This window comes from Embleya scabrispora, assembly GCF_002024165.1.
Lineage (GTDB): Bacteria > Actinomycetota > Actinomycetes > Streptomycetales > Streptomycetaceae > Embleya > Embleya scabrispora_A.
In genome coordinates this window covers 2,770,100-2,789,892 of the sequence record NZ_MWQN01000001.1, presented here as the reverse complement: position 1 = coordinate 2,789,892, position 19,793 = coordinate 2,770,100, and the positions used below count along the sequence as shown (strand labels likewise).

General features: G+C 71.3%; 16 protein-coding genes, 1 tRNA gene and 1 pseudogene. 15 read left to right on the top strand and 3 right to left on the bottom strand.

What is annotated here, in order from left to right:
- Positions 1 to 185: 185 nt before the first annotated feature.
- Positions 186 to 3,473 (top strand): penicillin acylase family protein, encoded by a 3,288-nt coding sequence (locus B4N89_RS12255; RefSeq protein WP_235618584.1) that lies wholly within the window; start codon positions 186 to 188, stop codon positions 3,471 to 3,473.
- An 18-nt stretch (positions 3,474 to 3,491) separates the two neighbouring features.
- Here B4N89_RS12255 and B4N89_RS12250 read toward each other — a convergent pair whose 3' ends face one another.
- On the bottom strand, positions 3,492 to 4,079 hold the full coding sequence (locus B4N89_RS12250; protein ID WP_078975893.1) for a 5-formyltetrahydrofolate cyclo-ligase: 588 nt from the start codon (positions 4,077 to 4,079) through the stop codon (positions 3,492 to 3,494).
- Between the two features lie 91 nt (positions 4,080 to 4,170).
- Here B4N89_RS12250 and B4N89_RS51340 point away from each other — a divergent pair.
- The 10 genes and pseudogenes from B4N89_RS51340 to B4N89_RS12200 all read left to right on the top strand — a co-directional run.
- Positions 4,171 to 4,764, top strand: a pseudogene (locus B4N89_RS51340) (GGDEF domain-containing protein); the annotation flags it as partial.
- 158 nt (positions 4,765 to 4,922) lie between these two features.
- The gene (gene galU, locus B4N89_RS12240; protein WP_078975892.1) at positions 4,923 to 5,849 is read left to right on the top strand and encodes a UTP--glucose-1-phosphate uridylyltransferase GalU; all 927 of its coding nucleotides are present in this window, start codon (positions 4,923 to 4,925) and stop codon (positions 5,847 to 5,849) included.
- Complete coding sequence (glp, locus tag B4N89_RS12235; protein WP_101897068.1) at positions 5,846 to 7,066, top strand: gephyrin-like molybdotransferase Glp; 1,221 nt, start codon at positions 5,846 to 5,848, stop codon at positions 7,064 to 7,066. The genes galU and glp overlap by 4 nt, the downstream gene beginning before the upstream one ends.
- A 239-nt stretch (positions 7,067 to 7,305) precedes the next feature.
- A complete protein-coding gene (gene moaC, locus B4N89_RS12230) occupies positions 7,306 to 7,773 on the top strand; it encodes a cyclic pyranopterin monophosphate synthase MoaC (RefSeq protein ID WP_235618915.1) in 468 nt (155 codons plus the stop codon).
- Positions 7,774 to 7,781: 8 nt separating this feature from the next.
- The gene (locus tag B4N89_RS12225; RefSeq protein WP_235618583.1) at positions 7,782 to 8,462 is read left to right on the top strand and encodes a MogA/MoaB family molybdenum cofactor biosynthesis protein; all 681 of its coding nucleotides are present in this window, start codon (positions 7,782 to 7,784) and stop codon (positions 8,460 to 8,462) included.
- Positions 8,447 to 9,076 (top strand): GNAT family N-acetyltransferase, encoded by a 630-nt coding sequence (locus B4N89_RS12220; RefSeq protein ID WP_078975889.1) that lies wholly within the window; start codon positions 8,447 to 8,449, stop codon positions 9,074 to 9,076. Before B4N89_RS12225 ends, B4N89_RS12220 begins: the two co-directional genes overlap by 16 nt.
- A gap of 287 nt (positions 9,077 to 9,363) precedes the next feature.
- Positions 9,364 to 10,614: a gephyrin-like molybdotransferase receptor GlpR gene (gene glpR, locus B4N89_RS12215; protein WP_078975888.1), complete on the top strand. Its 1,251-nt coding sequence runs from the start codon at positions 9,364 to 9,366 to the stop codon at positions 10,612 to 10,614.
- Positions 10,615 to 10,663: 49 nt separating this feature from the next.
- A tRNA-Ala gene (locus tag B4N89_RS12210) sits at positions 10,664 to 10,737 on the top strand.
- Between the two features lie 303 nt (positions 10,738 to 11,040).
- Positions 11,041 to 11,277 (top strand): hypothetical protein, encoded by a 237-nt coding sequence (locus B4N89_RS12205; protein WP_078975887.1) that lies wholly within the window; start codon positions 11,041 to 11,043, stop codon positions 11,275 to 11,277.
- A gap of 378 nt (positions 11,278 to 11,655) precedes the next feature.
- Entirely contained in the window at positions 11,656 to 12,483 is an 828-nt protein-coding gene (locus tag B4N89_RS12200; protein ID WP_078975886.1) for an SGNH/GDSL hydrolase family protein, read from the top strand.
- 516 nt (positions 12,484 to 12,999) lie between these two features.
- Here the strand turns inward: B4N89_RS12200 and B4N89_RS12195 are convergent.
- The gene (locus B4N89_RS12195) at positions 13,000 to 13,614 is read right to left on the bottom strand and encodes a TetR/AcrR family transcriptional regulator (protein WP_161500703.1); all 615 of its coding nucleotides are present in this window, start codon (positions 13,612 to 13,614) and stop codon (positions 13,000 to 13,002) included.
- 40 nt (positions 13,615 to 13,654) lie between these two features.
- Positions 13,655 to 15,379, bottom strand: a complete 1,725-nt coding sequence (locus B4N89_RS12190; protein WP_078975884.1) for a dolichyl-phosphate-mannose--protein mannosyltransferase — start codon at positions 15,377 to 15,379, stop codon at positions 13,655 to 13,657.
- Positions 15,380 to 15,437: 58 nt separating this feature from the next.
- On the opposite strand from B4N89_RS12190, the gene rsmI reads away from it, so the two are divergent.
- The 4 genes from rsmI to B4N89_RS12170 all read left to right on the top strand — a co-directional run bounded on the left by rsmI (position 15,438) and on the right by B4N89_RS12170 (position 19,616).
- Positions 15,438 to 16,331: a 16S rRNA (cytidine(1402)-2'-O)-methyltransferase gene (rsmI, locus tag B4N89_RS12185; RefSeq protein ID WP_078975883.1), complete on the top strand. Its 894-nt coding sequence runs from the start codon at positions 15,438 to 15,440 to the stop codon at positions 16,329 to 16,331.
- A gap of 294 nt (positions 16,332 to 16,625) precedes the next feature.
- Positions 16,626 to 17,012, top strand: a complete 387-nt coding sequence (locus B4N89_RS12180; RefSeq protein WP_078975882.1) for a hypothetical protein — start codon at positions 16,626 to 16,628, stop codon at positions 17,010 to 17,012.
- 87 nt (positions 17,013 to 17,099) lie between these two features.
- The gene (metG, locus tag B4N89_RS12175) at positions 17,100 to 18,719 is read left to right on the top strand and encodes a methionine--tRNA ligase (RefSeq protein WP_078975881.1); all 1,620 of its coding nucleotides are present in this window, start codon (positions 17,100 to 17,102) and stop codon (positions 18,717 to 18,719) included.
- Complete coding sequence (locus B4N89_RS12170) at positions 18,720 to 19,616, top strand: TatD family hydrolase (RefSeq protein WP_078975880.1); 897 nt, start codon at positions 18,720 to 18,722, stop codon at positions 19,614 to 19,616.
- Positions 19,617 to 19,793 lie beyond the last annotated feature (177 nt).

The window sequence follows — 19,793 nt, the reverse complement described above, 5'->3', positions numbered from 1 at the left end:
GGCCTTGGGACGGGGGGCCCTGCCGCGCCGGCGAACCGGCGATCAATTACCTACGCCTGACGAATATTTTACCAAAGCGAAGGATCCATACCCCACAGGGGTCCCGTCTCGTACCCGTGGCTGTGCTGTCGACGACACTCGGCTTTTAAGGTGTCCCTTGCCGCACCGACCGCATAAGGACCTTGATGCCTCCCTCGAAGACGCCCGACCCGGAGCAGCCCCCCGGTGGCCAGGACGCCTCATCCTCCGGGTGGGACGACTGGCCCACGGGCGAGTGGCCCACATCGCAGTGGGCCGCGGCGGATCCGGTCGCGGCCCAGCGGCGCGCGGAAGAACGCGCGGAGCGTGAGCGCCGGGCCGCGCCCGAGCCGTACGACGAACCCGAGCCGTACGCCCCGCAAGAGCCGGAGCAGGAGCCCCACGTCCAGCCCTACGCCCCGCAGGAGCCGTACGCGCCGCGGCAGGACCCGTATCCGGCGCGGGAGCCCCACGCCGGGCAAGAGCCGTACGCCCCACCGCGGTCGCCCGCCCCCGGGGAGCCCTACCCGCCCCTGGAGCCCTACGCGGAGCCGGCCGGAGGGTCGGTCCCGCCGCCCGCCGCGGCGCCCGTACCGCCCGCGCCGCGCGCCGCCGAGCCGCAGCCGGCCACTCCCGCTCCCGCCCCGGTGCCCGTACCGGCACCGATCCCGGCACCCGCACCCGCGCCCGCGCCCTCCGCCGCCACCGGCTCCAGCGCCGAGTCCGCGCCCGAGGCCGCCGAGCCCGCCGCCGGTGGCACCGGCAAGGTCAAGGAACGATCGAACACGCCCAAGGGGCCGTCCAAGGCCTGGCGCCGGTTCCGGCTGACCGCCATCGTCTTCGTCGTGGTGCTCGCCATCGCGGCCGGCGGACTCGGCTGGTGGGGCTGGCAGTTGTCCCGCGACTCGTTCCCGCAGACCACCGGCACCGTGCGGATCGCGGGGCTGACCGGCAAGGTGGACGTGGTCCGCGACGCCGAGGGCATCCCGCAGGTGTACGCGGACACCTCCGAGGACCTGTTCCGGGGGCAGGGCTACGTACACGCCCAGGACCGGTTCTGGGAGATGGACGTACGCCGGCACATGACCGCCGGCCGGTTGTCCGAGATGTTCGGTTCCGGGCAGGTGGACAACGACAAGTTCCTGCGCACGCTCGGCTGGCGCAAGGTGGCCGAGCAGGAGTACGCGGCGCTCGCCCCGGAGTCGCAGAAGTTCCTCCAGGCCTACGCCGACGGAGTCAACGCGTATCTGAAGGACCACAAGGGCGCCGACGCGTCGTTCGAATACGCGCTGCTCGGTCTGGTACACGACGGCTACAAGGCCGAGCCGTGGACTCCCGTCGACTCGGTCGCCTGGCTCAAGGCGATGGCGTGGGACCTGCGGACCAACATGCAGGACGAGATCGACCGCGCGCTGCTGTCCGACAAGCTGACGGTCAACCAGATCGACGAGCTGTACCCGCCGTACCCGTACGACACGAACAAGCCGATCGTGCGCAACGGCGACATCGTCAAGGACGGCAAGACCGAGCGCTTCGCCCAGGACGCGCCGCCGCCGGCGCCGTCCAAGAACGCGCAGTCCGCGCTGGCCAATCTCTCCGAGTCGCTCTCCAAGCTGCCCTCGCTGTTCAGCGAGAAGTCGTCGGGCGTCGGCTCCAACTCGTGGGTGGTGTCCGGCAGCCGCACCACCACCGGCAAGCCGCTGCTCGCCAACGACCCGCACCTGTCGCCGTCGCTGCCGTCGGTCTGGTACCAGATGGGGCTGCACTGCCGCGCGGTCGGACCGCAGTGCCAGTACGACGTCTCCGGCTACACGTTCTCCGGCATGCCCGGCGTGATCATCGGCCACAACCAGAAGATCTCCTGGGGCTTCACCAACCTCGGCGCCGACGTGACCGACCTGTACCTGGAGAAGGTCCAGGGCGACGGCGTGCTCTACGACTCCAAGTGGGAGCCGTTCAAGGAGGTTCGCCAGGAGACCATCAAGGTCGCCGGCGGCGCCGATCGCCGGATCACCGTGCGCACCACCCGGCACGGTCCGATCCTGACCGACGCGTCCGACGAGTCCGGCGACCTGAAGGAGGTCGGCAAGGACGCGCCGATCCCCGACCTGAGCCCCCAGCGCGAGGACGGCTACGCGGTCGCCCTGCGCTGGACCGCGCTCGACCCGGGCACCTCGATGGACGCGCTCTTCCAACTGGACCGGGCGCAGAACTGGAACGACTTCCGCGCCGCGCTGAAGAACTTCGACTCGCCGTCGCAGAACGCGATCTACGCCGACGTCGAGGGCCACATCGGCTACCAGGCGCCCGGCAGGATCCCGCTGCGGCGCAGCGGTGACGGCCGGTGGCCGGTGTACGGGTGGGACGCGAAGTACGACTGGCTGGGCACCATCCCGTTCGAGTCGTTGCCGAACGTGTACGACCCGCCGGACGGCTACATCGTCACCGCGAACAACGCGGTGACCTCGCCGGCGTACCCGTATCTGCTGACCTCCGACTGGGGGTACGGCGCCCGCAGCGCGCGGATCGAGGAGATGATCACCAAGGCACCGGGCAAGATCGATCCGGCGATGATGCAGAAGATGCAGGTCGACGACGTCAACCCGGTCGCGCAGTTCCTGGTCCCGGCCCTGCTCGCGGTGCGGATCGACGATCCGTGGGTGCGCGAGGCGCAGGACCTGCTCAAGGACTGGGACAAGCGCAACGACGCCGACTCCACGGCCGCGGCGTACTTCAACGCGGTGTGGCGTCAGGTGCTGATGCTGGCGTTCGGCGACAAGATGCCGTTCTCGGTCCGGGCCGACAACGACTGCGCGAGCAACGCGGACAACACGCACGTGCAGTGCGGTGACCGCGACGACTCGACCGCGCAGCCCGACGGCGGCGACCGGTGGAACGAGGTCGTACGCACACTGCTGGCCACCCCGGAGAGCCCGTGGTGGAACATCTCCAAGAACCCGGGCGCGATCACCACCCGCGACGGACTGCTGCACAAGGCGATGACCGAGGCGAAGAAGGACCTCACCGCCCGGCTCGGCAAGGACATCGACACCTGGTCGTGGGGTCGGCTGCACACGCTGACGCTGCGCAACCAGACCCTGGGCACCGAGGGTCCGGGCGTGGTCAAGTGGATGCTCAACCGGGGGCCGTACGCGATGTCCGGCGGCGAGGGGCTGGTCAACGCGACCGGTTGGAACGCCGCGCAGGGCTACGAGGTGACCACCGTGCCGTCGATGCGGATGGTGGTGGACATGTCCGACCTGGACGCGTCGCGGTGGATCAATCTGACCGGCGCCTCCGGGCACGTGTGGCACGACAACTACACCGATCAGACCGATCTGTGGCGCCGGGGCAGGACGCTGCCGTGGGCGTTCACGCCGGCGGCGGTGGACAAGGCGGCCAAACACCGGCTGACCCTGCTCCCGGCCGGTCCGGCGGCGCCGGGCAAGCCGTGACGGGCGCCCGCGGCGGTGCTACCGGGTGAACCGGTACACCGCCGCGGGCGTCACCGCGATGTCCACGGGCACGTCGTGCGGCTCGGCGGGCACCTCGTCGAGCACCTCGCCGTCGTACAGCAGCACCACGGTGACCGCCGCCTTCGGCGCCCGGGCCAGCGCCCGGTCGTAGGAGCCGCCGCCGCGCCCCAGCCGCATCCCCCGGCGGTCCACCGCGAGCCCGGGCACCACCAGCACGTCGGCGGTGCGCACCCCCTCCGGGCCGAGCCGCGGCCCGATCGGCTCGCGCAGCCCGCGGCCGGCCGGCACCAGCGACGCCGGCCCCTCGTACAGCGCCCAGTCCAGGTCGTCGTCCGCCAGCAGCACCGGCAGCAGCACGCGCCGGGTGGACCCGGCGGCCAGGTCCTCGGCCAGATCCCGACCGCCCGGTTCGGAGCCCACCGGCACATACGCCGCGACGGTGCCCGCGGCGGCGATCTCGGGGAGCGCGAGGAGCGCGTCGCGGAGCGCGCGACTCGCCGCGACACGCCGGTCCGACCCGACGCGTGACCGTGAGTTCATCAACTGTGACCTCAGCGTGGCCTTGTCGTTGAGGATGTCCTTCATGCTGTTCCCTGAATGACGTGTTTGGACGGGTTACCGAAGGAGTCCGCGCAATCGACACAGTTCGCGCCATCGCACCGGACCCGGATGCCGCATGAGCCTGACTTTCGAACGCCTCCTGATCATCCTGCTCGTCGGCGCGCTCGCGGTCGCGGTCGGCTCGCTGACGGTCGCCGTACGCCGGTTGCGCGCGATCGCCGGCAACGAACTGCCCGAACTGCGGCACGAGGTCACCCGTTTGGAGCTGAACCGGGCCGAATTGGAGCGGCTTTCGGTCACCGATCCGCTGACCGGCGTGTGGAACTACCGCTATCTGCAACTCGTGCTGGACCGCGAGGTGATGCGGGCGACCCGGTTCGGCAGGCCGCTGGGGCTGCTCATGCTCGACCTCGACCACTTCCGCGCGGTCAACGAGCGGCACGGCCACCAGGGGGCGGGCGCGGTGCTGCGCGAGGTGGCCCAGCGGCTGGCCCTGGAGATCCGCCAGGTGGACACCATCGCCCGGTACGGCGGCGAGGAGTTCGTGATCCTGCTGCCCGAGACCGACGCGGCCGGGGCGGCCAAGGTGGCGGAGCGACTGTGCTACGCCGTACGCCGGGGCACGTTCGGCGCGGCGACCGACCCGGTCCCGCTGACCATGGCGATCGGCACCGCCGTGCTGCCCGAGGACGGCACCCACGCCACGACCCTGCTGCGCGCCGCCGACCGGGCGCTGGCCCGGGCCAAACGGGCCGGCGGCGACCGGTTCTGCGGCCCGGAACCGGCCGAGACCGGGCCACCGGCCGACAACCGGCCAATCGCCGGCCTTCATGAGGCCCCGGCGACCTCACCCGTTAGTGTGCGGTCATGTCTGCGCGTCATGCGTTCCGGCTCACCAAGGCGGTCGTGCCCGCCGCCGGCCTCGGTACCCGATTCCTGCCGGCGACCAAGGCCACGCCCAAGGAGATGTTGCCGGTCGTGGACACGCCGGCCATCCAGTACGTGGTCGAGGAGGCCGTCGCGGCCGGGCTCACCGACGTACTGATGGTCACCGGGCGCAACAAGCGCGCCCTGGAGGACCACTTCGACCGGGCCTACGAACTCGAACACGCGCTGGCCGCCAAGGGCGACGTGGACCGGCTCAAGCTGGTCCGCGAGTCGAGCGAGTTGGCCGCGATCCACTACGTGCGCCAGGGCGACCCGCGCGGCCTCGGGCACGCGGTGTCCTGCGCCCGGCCGCACGTGGGCGACGAGCCGTTCGCGGTGCTGCTGGGCGACGACCTGATCGACCCGCGCGATCCGCTGCTCGCCACGATGCTCCGGGTGCGCGGCGAACTCGGCGGCAGCGTCGTGGCGTTGATCGAGGTCGACCCGGCGCAGGTGCACCTGTACGGCTGTGCGGCGGTGGAACCCCTCGCCGAGGGCGTCTCCGAGCCCGGCGTGGTGCGGGTGACCGACCTGGTGGAGAAGCCGGAGACCGGCACCGCGCCGAGCAACTACGCGGTGATCGGCCGCTATCTGCTGGACCCGGCGGTGTTCGACGTGCTGGAGGACACCCCGCCCGGTCGCGGCGGCGAGATCCAGTTGACCGACGCCCTGCGGGTGCTCGCCAAGCGTGGGCCGAACGAGGGCGGCACCGTGCACGGCGTGCTGTTCGAAGGGCGCCGCTACGACACGGGCGACCGGGCCGACTATCTGCGTGCCATCGTCAAGCTGGCATGCGAGCGTGAAGATCTGGGGCCCGAATTCCGGGCCTGGTTGAGGCAGTACGTGAACGAGGAGATGCACGGATGAAAAGCGTCGAGGACCATCTGAGCGGGATCCTCGAACGGATCGCTCCGCTCGCCCCCCTCGAACTGCAACTGCTCGACGCGCACGGCAGTCTCCTGGTCGACGAGGTGGCCGCCACCGGCGACCTGCCGCCGTTCGACAACTCGTCCATGGACGGCTACGCGGTGCGGCTGGCCGATGTCGCCGACGCCGGCGAGCAGTACCCGGTGGTGCTCGAGGTGGTGGACGACATCGCCGCCGGCGACACCCCGAAGGTCGCGCTCGGATCGGGCACGTGCGCGCGGATCATGACCGGCGCGCCGGTGCCGGAGGGTACCGAGGCGATCGTGCCGGTGGAGTGGACCGACGCGGGGCTGCCGACCGTGCGGATCACGAAGGCGCCGTCGAGCGGGCAGTTCATCCGGCGGCGGGGCGACGACGTGTCGGCGGGGCAGACCGTGCTGGACGCCGGGACCACGATCGGCTCCGCCCAGGTCGGCCTGCTCGCCGCGATCGGCCGGGAGCGGATCCGGGTCCGACCCAGGCCGCGCGTGGTGATCCTGTCCACCGGCAGCGAGCTGATCCAGCCCGGCCGGCCGATCGGCCCCGGGCAGATCCGCGACTCGAACAGCTACATGCTCACCGCCGCCGCGCGCGAGGCGGGCGCCATCGCGTACCGGGTCGGCAACGTACCCGACGACCCCAAGGTGCTCATCGACACGATCGAGGACCAGCTGATCCGGGCGGACCTGGTGGTCACCACCGGCGGGGTCAGCGCGGGCGCCTACGACGTGGTCAAGGAAGTGTTGTCCGAGCTGGGCACGGTCGAGTTCGGCAAGGTCGCGATGCAGCCGGGGATGCCGCAGGGCTTCGGCGTGATCGGCCCCGACGAGACGCCGATCTTCACCCTCCCGGGCAATCCGGTCAGCGCGTTCGTGTCCTTCGAGGTGTTCGTCCGGCCGGCGCTGCTGCGGATGCAGGGTGCCGAGGTCACCGAGCGCCCGACCGTGCGGGCGACCTGTTCGACGGCGCTGACCTCGCCCGACGGCAAGCGTCAGTTCCTGCGCGCCCGGTACACCCCGCCGGCCGACGGCGTGGGCGAGGGCACCGTCGATCCGGTCGGCGGCATCGGCTCCCACCTGCTCGGCAGCCTCGCCCGGGCGAACGCGCTGATCAGCCTTCCCGCCGAGGTCACCGCGGTGGCCGAGGGCGCCGAGGTGTCCGTGATGCTGCTCGGCTGAGCGGTCGGCGGCACTCGGGTTCGGGCGCCGCGATCGCGGTCCGGGCGGGCCGTGCATGCGGGGCGCCCGGTTGTGCCTCTAACGTTGCCCCAGCACGAAACGCCGGTTCGACGCACACGGAAGTCGGACACGGACGGCACTTCGACGCCCCACCACAACGGGGGGCTCACCTATGGGGTGGACAGTTGACGCGCGGCGCCAAGAACCTCACGCACCTCGACGAGGCCGGCGCGGCCCGCATGGTGGACGTCACGGCCAAGGACGTCTCGGTCCGCACGGGCACCGCGTCGGGCCGGGTGCTGGTATCGCCGCGGGTGGTCGAACTCCTGCGCGGCGAGGGCGTACCCAAGGGTGACGCGCTGGCCACCGCCCGGATCGCGGGCATCATGGCGGCCAAGCGCACCCCCGACCTGGTGCCGCTGTGCCACCCGATCGCGCTGCACGGCGTCGCGGTGGATCTGTCGGTGCACGACGACGCGGTGGCGATCACCGCGACCGTGCGCACCGCCGACCGCACCGGCGTCGAGATGGAGGCGCTGACGGCGGTCTCCGTGGCGGCGCTGACGGTGGTGGACATGGTCAAGGCGGTGGACCCGGGCGCGGTGATCACCGATGTACGGGTCGAGGCGAAGACGGGCGGAGTCTCCGGGGACTGGCAGCGGGACCCGGGGGCAGGGGCCACACAACGGGACGGAGGGCAAGTCTGATGCGAGCCATGGTGATCACCGTGTCCACGCGCGCGGCGGCCGGGACCTACCAGGACGAGAGCGGCCCGGTGATCGTGCGCGGGCTGCAACAGATGGGCTTCGAGACGCGCGGGCCGCAGATCGTGCCGGACGGCGAGCCGGTCGCCCAGGCGCTGCGCGACGCGTGTGCGGGCCATTACGACGTGATCATCACCACCGGGGGGACCGGGCTCAACCCGTTCGACCAGACCCCGCAGATGACCAGTCGGGTGATCAGCTTCGAGGTGCCCGGCATCGCCGAGGCGATCCGGATGGAGAACTTCGACAAGGTGCCGACCTCGATCCTGTCGCGCGGCATCGCCGGCGTCGCGATCACCCAGGACTCGCACTGGACCTACCGCAGCCTGATCGTCAACCTGCCCGGCTCGCCGGGCGGCGCGCAGGACGGGATCACGGTGCTGGCGAAGGTGTTGCCGCACGTGGTGTCCCAGCTCCAGGGCGGCGACCACGCGCGCGGTGGCGGTTTCGGCGGCGGGGCCGGGGGCGGCGGCTTCGGGGGCGGCGGGCCGCAGCAGGCTCCGCCCGGCGGCGGCGGGTACCAGGGCGGCTACGGCGCGGGCGGCGGCTACCAGGGTGGCGGCGGCGGGGGCGGCTACCAGGGCGGCGGGGGCTACGGAGGGGCGCAGCAGCCGCCATGGGGCACGCGCTGACCCGCGGCCGGTCCGTGGAACTCGCCGAGGGCCGGGTGACGCTGCGGCCGATCCGGGCCCGGGACGCGGCCGCCTGGCAGGAGGTGCACACCCGCAATCGCGAGTGGCTGCGCCGCTGGGAGGCGACCGTGCCGCCGGGGTCGGCGGCCGGGCGGCGGCCGACCTTCCGGCAGATGGTCCGCTTCCTGCGGGCCGAGGCCGGCGCGGGGCGGATGTTGCCGTTCGTGGTGCTGTACGACGGGCAGTTGGTCGGCCAGGTCACCGTCGCCGGGATCACCTGGGGGTCGATGTGCTCGGCGCACGTCGGCTATTGGGTCGACGAGCGTGTCGCCGGGCTCGGCGTGATGCCGACCGCCGTCGCGCTGGTCGCCGACCACTGCTTCTTCCGGCTCGGCGTGCATCGCCTGGAGGTGTGCATCCGGCCGGAGAACCGGGCCAGTCGGCGAGTGGTGGACAAGCTGGGATTCCGCGAGGAGGGTCTGCGCCCGCGCTACCTGCACATCGACGGCGACTGGCGGGACCACCTGGCGTACGCGCTGAACGCGGAGGAGGTCCCGGAGGGGCTGTTGATGCGGTGGCGCGCCTATCGGGAGAACCGGGGGTTCACCTGGTAGGTGCCGGCGTCTTCGGAAACTCTTCGATGTCGATCCCGCCATATCGACACATCGATCTCGCGACTTCGCTACTCTCCCGGAGATATGAGCGGTGTCACCTCGGCAGACCCCGGAGCCTCCGGGGGCACGGCTGCCCGGTCGGCCTCGGGCGTCTCGGCGACCCCGAGCGATCCGGTCGCCTCGATGGCCCCGGTAGTCACATCCGTCACATGGGCATCAGAACGGATCGCACGACACACCGTGCCTAATCCGACGATGCGGTGCCCATCCGGCTTAGCGTGTGAAGCGTGAACGGCAGCGGCCTGATCTACGCAGCGATCGTGGGGGCCTGGGCTGCCTATCTGGTGCCCATGTGGCTTCGCCGACAGGACGAGCTGAACGAGGCCCGGCCGACCGAGCGTTTCACCACCGCGATCCGGATCCTGTCCCGTCGCAGCGCCTTCGAGCGCCGCTCGGCGCGGGCGCTGGCCGACAAGAGCGGTACCGGTGCGGAGGGCGCCGAGCGTCGCGCCGCCGGTGAGTCCGGGCGCGGGCGCCGGCCGTCGGGTGCCGAAGCGCAGGCTTCGAATGCGCAGGCTTCGAGTGCGCAGGCTTCGAATTCGCCGTCTTCGAGTCAGTCTTCGGAGGGGCAGGCCTCCGCCGGGCAGCCCTCCGGCGGCCAGGCGTCGGTGCCGCAGCAGGCGAGCGGGTCGGGCGCCGGGTCCGCTGCCGCGGCCAAGGGCAAGGGTGGCGGTACGGGCAGGCGCCCCGCGGTGCCGGTGCGTCGGGACGAGGGGCGGGCCGCGCTGCTCACCCGTCGCCGCCGGGTGATCGCGAGCCTGTTCGCCGGCTTCACCGCCGGTGCGATCCTGGCCGGTGTGGCCGGCCTCGCCTGGGTGTGGGTGCCGGCCGTGCCCGGCGTGTTGTTGTCGGCGTACATCGTGCATCTGCGGGTCCAGGAGCGCCGCCGCTATGAGGCGGGTCTGCGCCGGTTGGGCCGACCGGCGGGCAGGTCGGGCGCGCCGGCCGACGCCGGCGCCGCGAACGAGGCGCGGGCCCGGACGCGTGAGGCCGCCGACGGCGCCACGGCGGATCCCCGACCCGCGACGCCGCCGACGGGTGCCGACGGGCGGCAGGCCCGTACCCCGCGTTCGGGCTCCGGTGCGCCGGGTGCGTCCGGCCCTGCGAGAGCCGGTGGCGCAGCCGGCCCGGCAGGCTCGGCCCGGGGTCGCCGCGAGCGCGCGGCGGAGGAGCCCGCGCTGGCCGAGTGGATCGCCGAACTGGCCACCGGCGACGGCCCGGATCGGGACGCGTGGGACCCGGTCCCCGTCCCGCTGCCCACCTACGTGACGGCCCCGGTCGTCCCGCGCGGCGACACCGAACAGGAGCCGGAGCGCCCCCAGATCCACGCCGTCCCGGACCCGCAGCCGGCCGAGGCACCACACCCGCCCACCCCGTTGTTCGACCAATACGCCGAGGACACCCGCACCGGCTACGGCGCCTCGGTCGACTCCCTTCCGCTCTACGAACACGAGTGGCGCCGGGCCGGCAACGAGTGAATACCCGTGCACGAGCCGCCTCGGAGAGGTGGTAATGTTTCTCCTCGTTGGGCCTGTGGCGCAGTCTGGTAGCGCACCTCGTTCGCATCGAGGGGGTCTGGGGTTCAAATCCCCACAGGTCCACACCTCACGAAAGCCCCGCCGGAACTCCGGCGGGGCTTTCGCCATGCGTGCTCCGTATCCGGTGGCCGGCCCGGTCCGCTACGGTCCGTTCGCAAGGCGCTGCCTGGCCGCGTCCGGGCGCTCCTCGTCGAAGAGGCTTCGGTACCAGGGGAGGAGACTTCACGCTTATGGCCAGTCGCCGGAGTTCCCACAGCGCGGTGAAACCCTCGGTCAGGTCGCGATGGAAGTGGTGCTCTGCGTCGGTCCGCATCGTTCGTCTGTCGCTCCTATCGAATTTCTCCGGACGTGGTACGAATAGCCGGCGTGGACGTCGTTCAACGCGACATCGCCGAGATGCGCAGCAGCGAGTACCAGATCGCAGATGTGAGCGATAAATCGGGGGAGTTGACGGTTTCGGTCGTCGGAGATATCGGTGCCGCTCGGCGGGACCTGGCGATTCGCTACCCCAACCGCAAGATCACCGTCCGGAGCGGCCGGAAGCACGTCGACCTCATCGGCCGGATACCGACACCGGCCGACACCTCGACAGGGCGCTGGTGAAGCCGAGTTGTGACGGGGGGCGGCGCCTGATCAGCCCACCCCCTGTCCGCAGCAATGGAAGAGGGGCGGGGCGACGTACAGGGGGCAGACGTGAGTGACGACGTCGTGCGTCCCCCGGGCGTGAGCCGTGTGTCCTGGCTCTCGTGCCGGAACTCGCAGTCGGTGACCGTCTCCCATCGGCCGTCCCGCACACGCTCGCCCCGACTCGTGAACGGTGACCTTTTTCGGCCGGAGGGGGAATGCGCGACGATCCAGGCGCCTTGCTCGAAGGAGTGCTCTCGGTGGTGGTGCACGGGTGTGTGCTGCCGCGTAGCGGAGTGTGTTCGGGTGGTTATTACGGTCGCGTAGGCGAGGTGAGCGGTGCCAACATCGGGTGACATGGCCGAGTCATTGAAACCACACGGGAACCTGTCCGAAATCAACTCTTATGTGGCCATCGGCGACAGCTTTACGGAGGGCGTCGGCGATCCCGGGCCCGACGGGAACTATCTCGGGTGGGCCGATCGGTTCGCGGCTCGGCTGGCGGTGGAGCGGCCGGGGTTGCGGTACGCGAATCTCGCGGTGCGTGGGAAGTTGTTGCATCAGATCGTCGAGGAGCAGGTGCCGCTGGCCATCGCGGCGCGGCCCGATCTGGTGACGTTGTGCGCGGGGGGCAACGATGTGCTGCGGCCCGGGAGCGATCCGGACAAGCTTGCCGCGGAGTACGAGGAGGCGGTCGCCGCGCTGACGGCGACGGGCGCGCGGGTGGTGGTGTTCACCGGGTTCGATACGCGGTGGGTGCCGGTGCTCAAGTTGATCCGGGGCAAGGTGGCCACCTACAACGAGTTGTTGCGGGCGGTCGCGGATCGGTACGACTGTGCGGTGGCCGACATGTGGGGGCTTACCTCGCTGCACGATCGGCGAGCCTGGAGCGAGGATCGGCTGCACCTGTCGCCCGAGGGGCACGATCGGGTCGCGCTCAAGGTCGGGCGGGCGCTGGGGCTGGCCGTGGACGGTGACCCGGACGCACCGTGGCCGGCGGAGGAGGTCGCGGTGACGGCGGGGGCGGCGCGGTTGGAGAACGTGCATTGGGCGCGGGAGCACCTGGTGCCGTGGATCGGGCGGCGGCTTCGGGGGCAGTCGTCGGGGGATCACGTGACGGCGAAGCGGCCGGAGTTGGCGCCGTTGGACCTGACTGTCGCGGAGCGCGCGAGTCGGGCTTCGTAGTGCGGGCGGGTGGGCCCGTCCGGCCGGTCCTGATGCGCCGGACGGGCTAGTTGCTCGGCCCGACCCGGTTGTCCTCAAACGCCGGACGGGCTGGAAGGTGTGGCGTTCGCCGGTTCGGGCTGCGGTTCCCGGGTGCCTGCGGTGGGCGTCCTCAAACGCCGGACGGGCTGGGGTGGGTTGTGTTCGCCGGTTCGGGCTGCGGTTCTCGGGTGCCTGCGGTGGGCGTGCTCAAACGCCGGACGGGCTGGAAGGTGTGGCGTTCGCCGGTTCGGGCTGCGGTTCCCGGGTGCCTGCGGTGGGCGTCCTCAAACGCCGGACGGGCTGAATTTGGTTGGGTCCGGGGGACGAGGCTGCGGGGCGTGGTGTCTGCGGTGGGCGTGCTCAAGCGCCGGACGGGCTGGGGTGGGTTGTGTTCGCCGGTTCGGGCTGCGGTGGGCGTCTTCTAGCGCCGGACGGGCTGGGTTTGGTTGGGCCCGAGGGTGGGGCTGCGGGGCGTGGTGTCTGTGGTGGGTGTCATCAAGCGTTGGGTGGATTGGGTTCGGGTGGCCCGTCAGGGGTTGTGTCGGCCTCTGTGGTGGTGCCGAGTAGGAGTAGGTGGGTGGCTCGGCAGACTGTGTGTTCCACCTCTGTCATGGTCATTCGGCCGAAGGCCCAGCTGAACAGGGCGCCTTCCCAGGCGATGCCGAGCAAGTGGACGAACTCGTCGGCGTTGGTCACCTCGTCGGCCAGGGCCGTGCGGAACATCGTGTTCATGATGCGGTTGATCTCGCGGTGGCAGTCGCCCACGCCCGGGTCGGAGGAGCCGAGGGCGTGGATCAGGGCGGCGGTCAGGCGGGGGTGGCGGGCCATCGTGCGGCAGGTGTCGCGCAGGATCGCGCAGACCCGCTCGGCCGCGTTCGCGCCGTCCGGACGGGCCGCGCCGCTGCGTTCCAGGGCCGCGATCCACTCCAGGTGGGTGGCCGCGAGCAGGTGGTCCTTCGAGGAGAAGTGCCGGTAGATGGTCGCCGAGGAGAGCCGGGACAGGCGGACCACGTCGCGCATCTGCACGCTGTCGTAGCCGCCCTCCGCGGCCAGGTCGCGGGTCGCGTCGATGGCTCGCCTGCGTATGTCCTGCTCCCGCGTGACGGGCACCGGTGCAGCCTCCCTCGGGCGTCGACGGCGACATCGCGCCCTAGATCCAGGTGCTGAACCACATACGGTCCAGCCATCCGCTGCGGGTGATCGTCTCACCGGTGAAGATCGGGTAGAAGTACAGGAAGTTCCAGGCGATCAGGGCGATGATGGCGACGACTCCGGCGGTGCCCCATGCGCGTCGGCGTTCGGTGGCTCCGGGTGGGCCGAGGAGTGCGCCGAGCATCATGGTCACGGCCAGGCACAGGAACGGGACGAACGCGACGGCGTAGAAGAGGAAGATCGTGCGCTGCTGGTACGCCATCCACGGGAGGTAGGCGGCGGCCAGGCCGCACAGGATCGCGCCCGCGCGCCAGTCGCGCCGACCCGCCCAGCGGAAGAGCAGATAGCCGACCGCGACCACGCCGGTCCACCACAGGAGCGGGGTGCCGATGCCGAGCACCGTTTGGTAGCAGTCCTGTTCGGTGCAGCCCGCGGTGCCCTGGTGGACCGTTTCGAAGTAGTAGGCCACCGGTCTGCCCAGGACCAGCCAGCTCCACGGGTTCGATTGGTAGGGGTGGGGGCTGTCAAGGCCGGTGTGGAAGGACCACATTTCGGCGTGGTAGTGCCAGAGGCTGCGTAGTGGTGCGGGTACCCATGACATGCCGAATTGGGGGAGTGGGATGCCGAGGATGTGGTCGGGGGACAGTCCTGCGCGGTCGTCGGCCCAGTGGCGGAAGTAGCCGTTGTCGGTGAGGAACCAGCCGGTCCAGGACCAGATGTAGATGCCGAGGGCGACGGCGACGGTGGACGCGAACGCGAAGAGGACGTCGTGGCGCAGGGTGGCGCGGTAGGGGCGGCGTGCGCCGCAGGCGCGGCGGGTGCCGGCGTCCCACAGGACGGTGAGGATGCCGAGGGCGGCGAGGACGTAGACGCCGCTCCATTTGGTGCCGCAGGCCAGTCCGAGGCAGATGCCGGCGACGATGCGCCAGGGGCGCAGGCCGAGTTTCATGGTGGCGGCGCGGGCGGCGTCGGGTCCGTCCTTGAACATGTGGGCGGCGAGGGCTCGGGTGTCGTCGCGGTCGATGAGCAGGGCGCCGAAGGCGGCGAGGATCCAGAACATCAGGACGAGGTCGAGCAGGGAGGTGCGGCTCATGACGAAGTGCAGGCCGTCGAGGGCCATGAGGAGTCCGGCGACGCAGCCCAGGAGGGTGGAGCGGAAGAGGCGGCGGCCGATGCGGCAGAGCATGAGGACGGACAGGGTGCCCAGGACGGCGAGGGCGAAGCGCCATCCGAAGGGGGTGAGTCCGAAGAGTTGTTCGCCGAGGGCGATGGTCCATTTCCCGATCGGGGGGTGGACGATGTAGGAGCCCTGGGTCTGGAGGGTGTCGGTGTCGCCGGCGAGGATCCGGTCGTTGGCCTCCTTGGGCCAGGTGCCCTCGTAGCCGAGTTTGAGGAGCGACCAGGCGTCCTTGGCGTAGTACGTCTCGTCGAATATCACCGCTTTGGGCTTGCCGAGGTTCCAGAATCGGATGAATCCGGCCAGGAGTGTCACCAGGATGCAGGGCAGCCAGCCGCCACCGGTGTAGGCGCTGTTGTCGGTGTACGCCGGCACCAACCGCTCACGCAACGACGTCGGCGGCCGATCCCGATACCCGAACCGGGCCAGTGACCAGGCCCAACCGCGCGGCTCCGGGCGTGCGGTGCCCGCGTCGCCGGAGGACTCCGCATCCCCCTGGGGGGCACGCTTTCGGGTCGGCTGATCCGTCGCCACGTCACTCGTCACCGGAGCATCGTATTGACGCGCGGACGAGACCGGGCGCGCGAAAGGAGAGGATGGCCGCGTGGAACACGAACAGCACACCTCTCAGAGCGGCGTACTCGTACTGGCCGGCACCCCCATCGGCGACGTGGGCGACGCGCCCGCGCGACTGGCCGCGGAGCTGGGCACGGCCGACGTGGTGGCCGCCGAGGACACCCGCCGGCTGCGCAGACTGGCCGGCGCGCTCGGCGTGGAGGTGCCGGGGCGCGTGGTGTCGTACTTCGAGGGCAACGAGGCGGCGCGCACCCCGGACCTGGTCCGGGCGTTGCGCGAGGGCAAGCGGGTGCTCCTGGTTACCGACGCCGGGATGCCGTCGGTGTCCGACCCGGGCTATCGCCTGGTCGAGGCCGCGGTGGCGGAGGACATCCGGGTGACGGCCGTACCGGGACCGTCGGCGGTGCTGACCGCGCTGGCGCTGTCCGGTCTGCCGGTGGACCGGTTCTGCTTCGAGGGCTTCCTGCCCCGAAAGGCCGGGGAGCGGTCCCGGCGCCTCGCCGAGTTGGCCGCCGAGCCGCGCACGATGGTGTTCTTCGAGGCGCCGCACCGGCTCGCCGAGTCGTTGGCGGCGATGGCCGAGGCGCTGGGCGCCGAGCGGCGCGGCGCGGTGTGTCGCGAGTTGACCAAGACGTACGAGGAGGTCCGCCGGGACACCCTGGCCGAACTCGCCGTGTGGGCCGAGCCGGGCGTGCGCGGCGAGATCACCGTGGTGGTCGCGGGCGCGCCGCCGGCCGACCCGTCGCAGCTCGGCCCGGCCGACCTCGTCGCGCTGGTCGCCGGACGCGAGGCCGCCGGACAACCCCGCAAGGAGGCGATCGCGGCGGTGGCCGCGGAGGTCGGTGTGCCCAAGCGCACCGTCTTCGACGCGGTGGTGGCGGCCAAGGCGGAATCGGCCAAGGCGGCCCAGTCCGGCAAGTAGGCGGCTCCGCGCACCCCGGCGAACCCGTCGCGAACGCTGTGTGGATCACCCGCAACAGGGTGTATTCGCCCCTCCGTGCCCGCACTCGGCGCGACGGTCAAGCGTATGCAACGGGCAGGTAGGGCACTGCACTCGATCGAGTGATGAGTCTTTCGGAATCTCCATATTCCGTAGTGCCCCCCGTCAAGGAACCGTTGGGGTCGATACGTTGCCGCCCGCTCGGGCATTCCATGGATACCGGTCACGGGAAGCCCCCGAACGAGTCGGCGGGCCCACCCGTGTGAGGAGGTCGTCATGGAGAATCCGACGGTGGTGCACGAGTCCTACTCCTTCGTCTGTATGTCGTGCGGGCGCGGCTGGGAGCGCGACTACGAGATACACCACGCGACCGATCTGCACGGACTGCGACTGTGCCGGTACTACTCGGAGGGGACTCTCGTGCCGTCCCCGTTCACCAAGCCCGCGTGCGAGCACTGCGACGGGACCCGGCTGCGGATCCTGCCCGCCGGCCGGGTCGCCTCGGCGGCCGGCACCCCCAGGCCCGTCGCGGCGGTCAAGGCCGTGAAGCCGATCAAGGCCCCGAAGCCTCCGAAGGCCCCCAAGGCCCCGAAGCCGGCCAAGGTGCCCGCCCCGCGCGGCGCCTCGCGGTGGCACCTGCCCTCGCTGCACCGCTCCGCCTGACCCCCGTCCGGGCCGCCCGGACGCCGCCGCCCGCCCCCGGGGATACTCGGGGGCGGGCGGCGTCCCGCCGGCCGTAGGATTCCGGGTATGGCGGCCACTGGAACCACTGAACACACTGCGGGCGAGCGCACGAAGGCGTTCTATGTCACAACGCCCATTTACTACGTGAATGACGCCCCGCACCTGGGCCACGCCTATACGACCGTCGCAGGCGACGTGCTCACCCGCTGGCACCGTCAGCGCGGCGAGAAGGTGTGGTTCCTCACCGGCACGGACGAGCACGGTCAAAAGATCATGCGCACGGCCGAGGCGAACGGGGTCACTCCGCAGGAGTGGTGCGACAAGCTGGTCACGGAGGCGTGGAAGCCGCTGTGGGAGCACCTGGAGATCGCCAACGACGACTTCATCCGCACCACCGAGCTGCGACACACCGCCCGGGTCCAGGAGTTCGTCCAGGACCTGTTCGACAAGGACGAGATCTACAAGGGCGGCTACGAGGGCCCGTACTGCGTCGCGTGCGAGGAGTACAAGGCGCCGGGTGATCTGCTCGACGGCGAGGACGGGCAGAAGTTGTGCCCGATCCACAAGCGCCCGGTGGAGATGCTCAAGGAGGAGAACTACTTCTTCAAGCTCTCCGAGTACGGTCCCCGGCTGCTCGAGTTCTACGAGGCCAACCCGGACTTCATCCAGCCGGCCTCGGCCCGCAACGAGGTGCTGCAGTTCGTCCGGCAGGGCCTGCAGGACCTGTCCATCTCGCGGTCCACGTTCGACTGGGGCATCCCGGTGCCGTGGGACCCCAAGCACGTCATCTACGTGTGGATCGACGCGCTGCTCAACTACGCCACCGCCGTCGGCTACGGCGCGGACCAGGCGAAGTTCGAGCAGACCTTCCCGGCCGACGTACACCTGGTCGGCAAGGACATCCTGCGCTTCCACGCGGTGATCTGGCCCGCGATGCTGATGGCCAACGGTCTGCCGGTGCCCGGGCGGGTGTTCGCGAACGGCTGGCTGATGGTCGGCGGCGAGAAGATGAGCAAGTCGAACCTGACCGGCATCTCGCCGCGGCAGCTCACCGACCACTTCGGGGTCGACGCCTACCGCTACTACTTCCTGCGCGCGATCCAGTTCGGCCAGGACGGGTCGTTCTCGTGGGAGGACTTCTCCGCGCGGTACACCTCCGAGTTGGCCAACGACTTCGGCAACCTGGCCTCGCGCGTGGCGGCCATGGTCGGCAAGTACTTCGACGGCGCGCTGCCCGCCTCCACCGCCGACGGGGACGCCGAGGGCGTGCTGCACAGCGCGCTGATCGAGACCGTCTCGCTCGCCGACGACCGGGTCCGCGCCCTCGACTTCCAGGCCGGCCTGGACGCGGTGTTCGGCTACGTGAAGCTGGTCAACGGCTACATCACGGAGCAGGAGCCGTGGAAGGTGGCCAAGGACGAGAGCCCCGAGGGCCGGGCCCGGCTGGCCACGATCCTGTACACCTCGGCCGAGTCGCTGCGCGCGCTCGCCGTGCTGCTCAACCCGGTGATGCCGGAGACCGCGCACAAGTTGTGGGACTCGCTCGGCGCCGAGGCCCACCTGGGCGCGCTCGACGCGCAGCACGTGCAGGACGCGGGCCGCTGGGGGCAGTTGCCCGAAGGGGCCGTGGTCACCAAGGGCGCGGTGTTGTTCCCGAGGCTGGAAGAGAAGAAGGCGGACGCGTAGGTGAGCAAGCGCAAGCGGCGGGACGGCGGGCCTCGGGACACCACCCCGCCGCCCGCGCCGGATCCGCTGCGGGTGCCGGTCTGGGACGCGCACACACATCTGGACCTCCAGGACACGACGCCGGCCGACGCGTTGTCGGCCGCCGCCGCGGTCGGGGTGGACACCCTCGTCCAGGTCGGCATCGACGTGCCGTCCTCGGTCTGGGCGGCGCAGACCGCCGCCGCGCACGAGCGGGTGCACGCCACCGTGGCGCTGCACCCGAACGAGGCGCCGCGGATCGTGCTCGGCGATCCCGACGGGTGGTCCGGACAGCGGCGCCCGCCCGGCGGGGCGGCCGCCCTGGACGCGGCGATCGCCGAGATCGACCGGCTCGCCGCGCTGCCGCACGTGCGCGGGGTCGGCGAGACCGGCCTCGACTACTTCCGCACCGGCGACGAGGGCGTGGCCACCCAGCAGGAGTCGTTCCGCCGGCACATCGAGATCGCCAAGCGGCACCGCAAGCCGCTGGTGATCCACGACCGCGAGGCGCACGCCGACGTATTGCGGATCCTGGCCGAGGAGGGCGCCCCGGAACGGGTGGTCTTCCACTGCTTCTCGGGGAACGCCGAACTGGCGAAGACCTGCGCCGAGCACGGCTACGTGATGTCCTTCGCGGGCAATGTGACCTACCCCAGCGCGCAGCCGCTGCGCGACGCGCTGACGGTGGCCCCGATCGAGCTGATCCTGGTCGAGACCGACGCGCCGTTTCTGACCCCGGTGCCCTACCGGGGTCGCCCCAACGCGCCCTACCTCGTACCGATCACCGTACGGGCGATGGCCGAGGTCAAGGGCCTGGCCGAGGACGAACTGGCCGCCGCGCTCGCGGCCAACGCCGAACGCGCGTTCGCGCCCGCGTAGTTGCCCGCCGGCCCGCCGCGGGCCGGCGCCGGTAGGCCGTTCGTCACCCGGACGACCGGGCGGCGGCCGGCGCGCGTGCCGGGCCGGTGTACAGTCCGGTGCTCGTCGGGCGGAACCTCGGCCCGCACCGGAACCACACCCCCCGGACCCGACCCCGGAAACCCCTTCAGGAGCACC

Excerpts from the sequence above, each read along its gene's own strand:
- B4N89_RS12255 (WP_235618584.1), top strand. The coding sequence starts at position 186 with ATGCCTCCCTCGAAGACGCCCGACCCGGAGCAGCCCCCCGGTGGCCAG.
- B4N89_RS12250 (WP_078975893.1), bottom strand. The coding sequence starts at position 4,079 with ATGAAGGACATCCTCAACGACAAGGCCACGCTGAGGTCACAGTTGATG.
- galU (WP_078975892.1), top strand. The coding sequence starts at position 4,923 with ATGTCTGCGCGTCATGCGTTCCGGCTCACCAAGGCGGTCGTGCCCGCC.
- glp (WP_101897068.1), top strand. The coding sequence starts at position 5,846 with ATGAAAAGCGTCGAGGACCATCTGAGCGGGATCCTCGAACGGATCGCT.
- moaC (WP_235618915.1), top strand. The coding sequence starts at position 7,306 with ATGGTGGACGTCACGGCCAAGGACGTCTCGGTCCGCACGGGCACCGCG.
- B4N89_RS12225 (WP_235618583.1), top strand. The coding sequence starts at position 7,782 with ATGGTGATCACCGTGTCCACGCGCGCGGCGGCCGGGACCTACCAGGAC.
- B4N89_RS12220 (WP_078975889.1), top strand. The coding sequence starts at position 8,447 with ATGGGGCACGCGCTGACCCGCGGCCGGTCCGTGGAACTCGCCGAGGGC.
- B4N89_RS12200 (WP_078975886.1), top strand. The coding sequence starts at position 11,656 with ATGGCCGAGTCATTGAAACCACACGGGAACCTGTCCGAAATCAACTCT.
- B4N89_RS12180 (WP_078975882.1), top strand. The coding sequence starts at position 16,626 with ATGGAGAATCCGACGGTGGTGCACGAGTCCTACTCCTTCGTCTGTATG.
- metG (WP_078975881.1), top strand. The coding sequence starts at position 17,100 with ATGGCGGCCACTGGAACCACTGAACACACTGCGGGCGAGCGCACGAAG.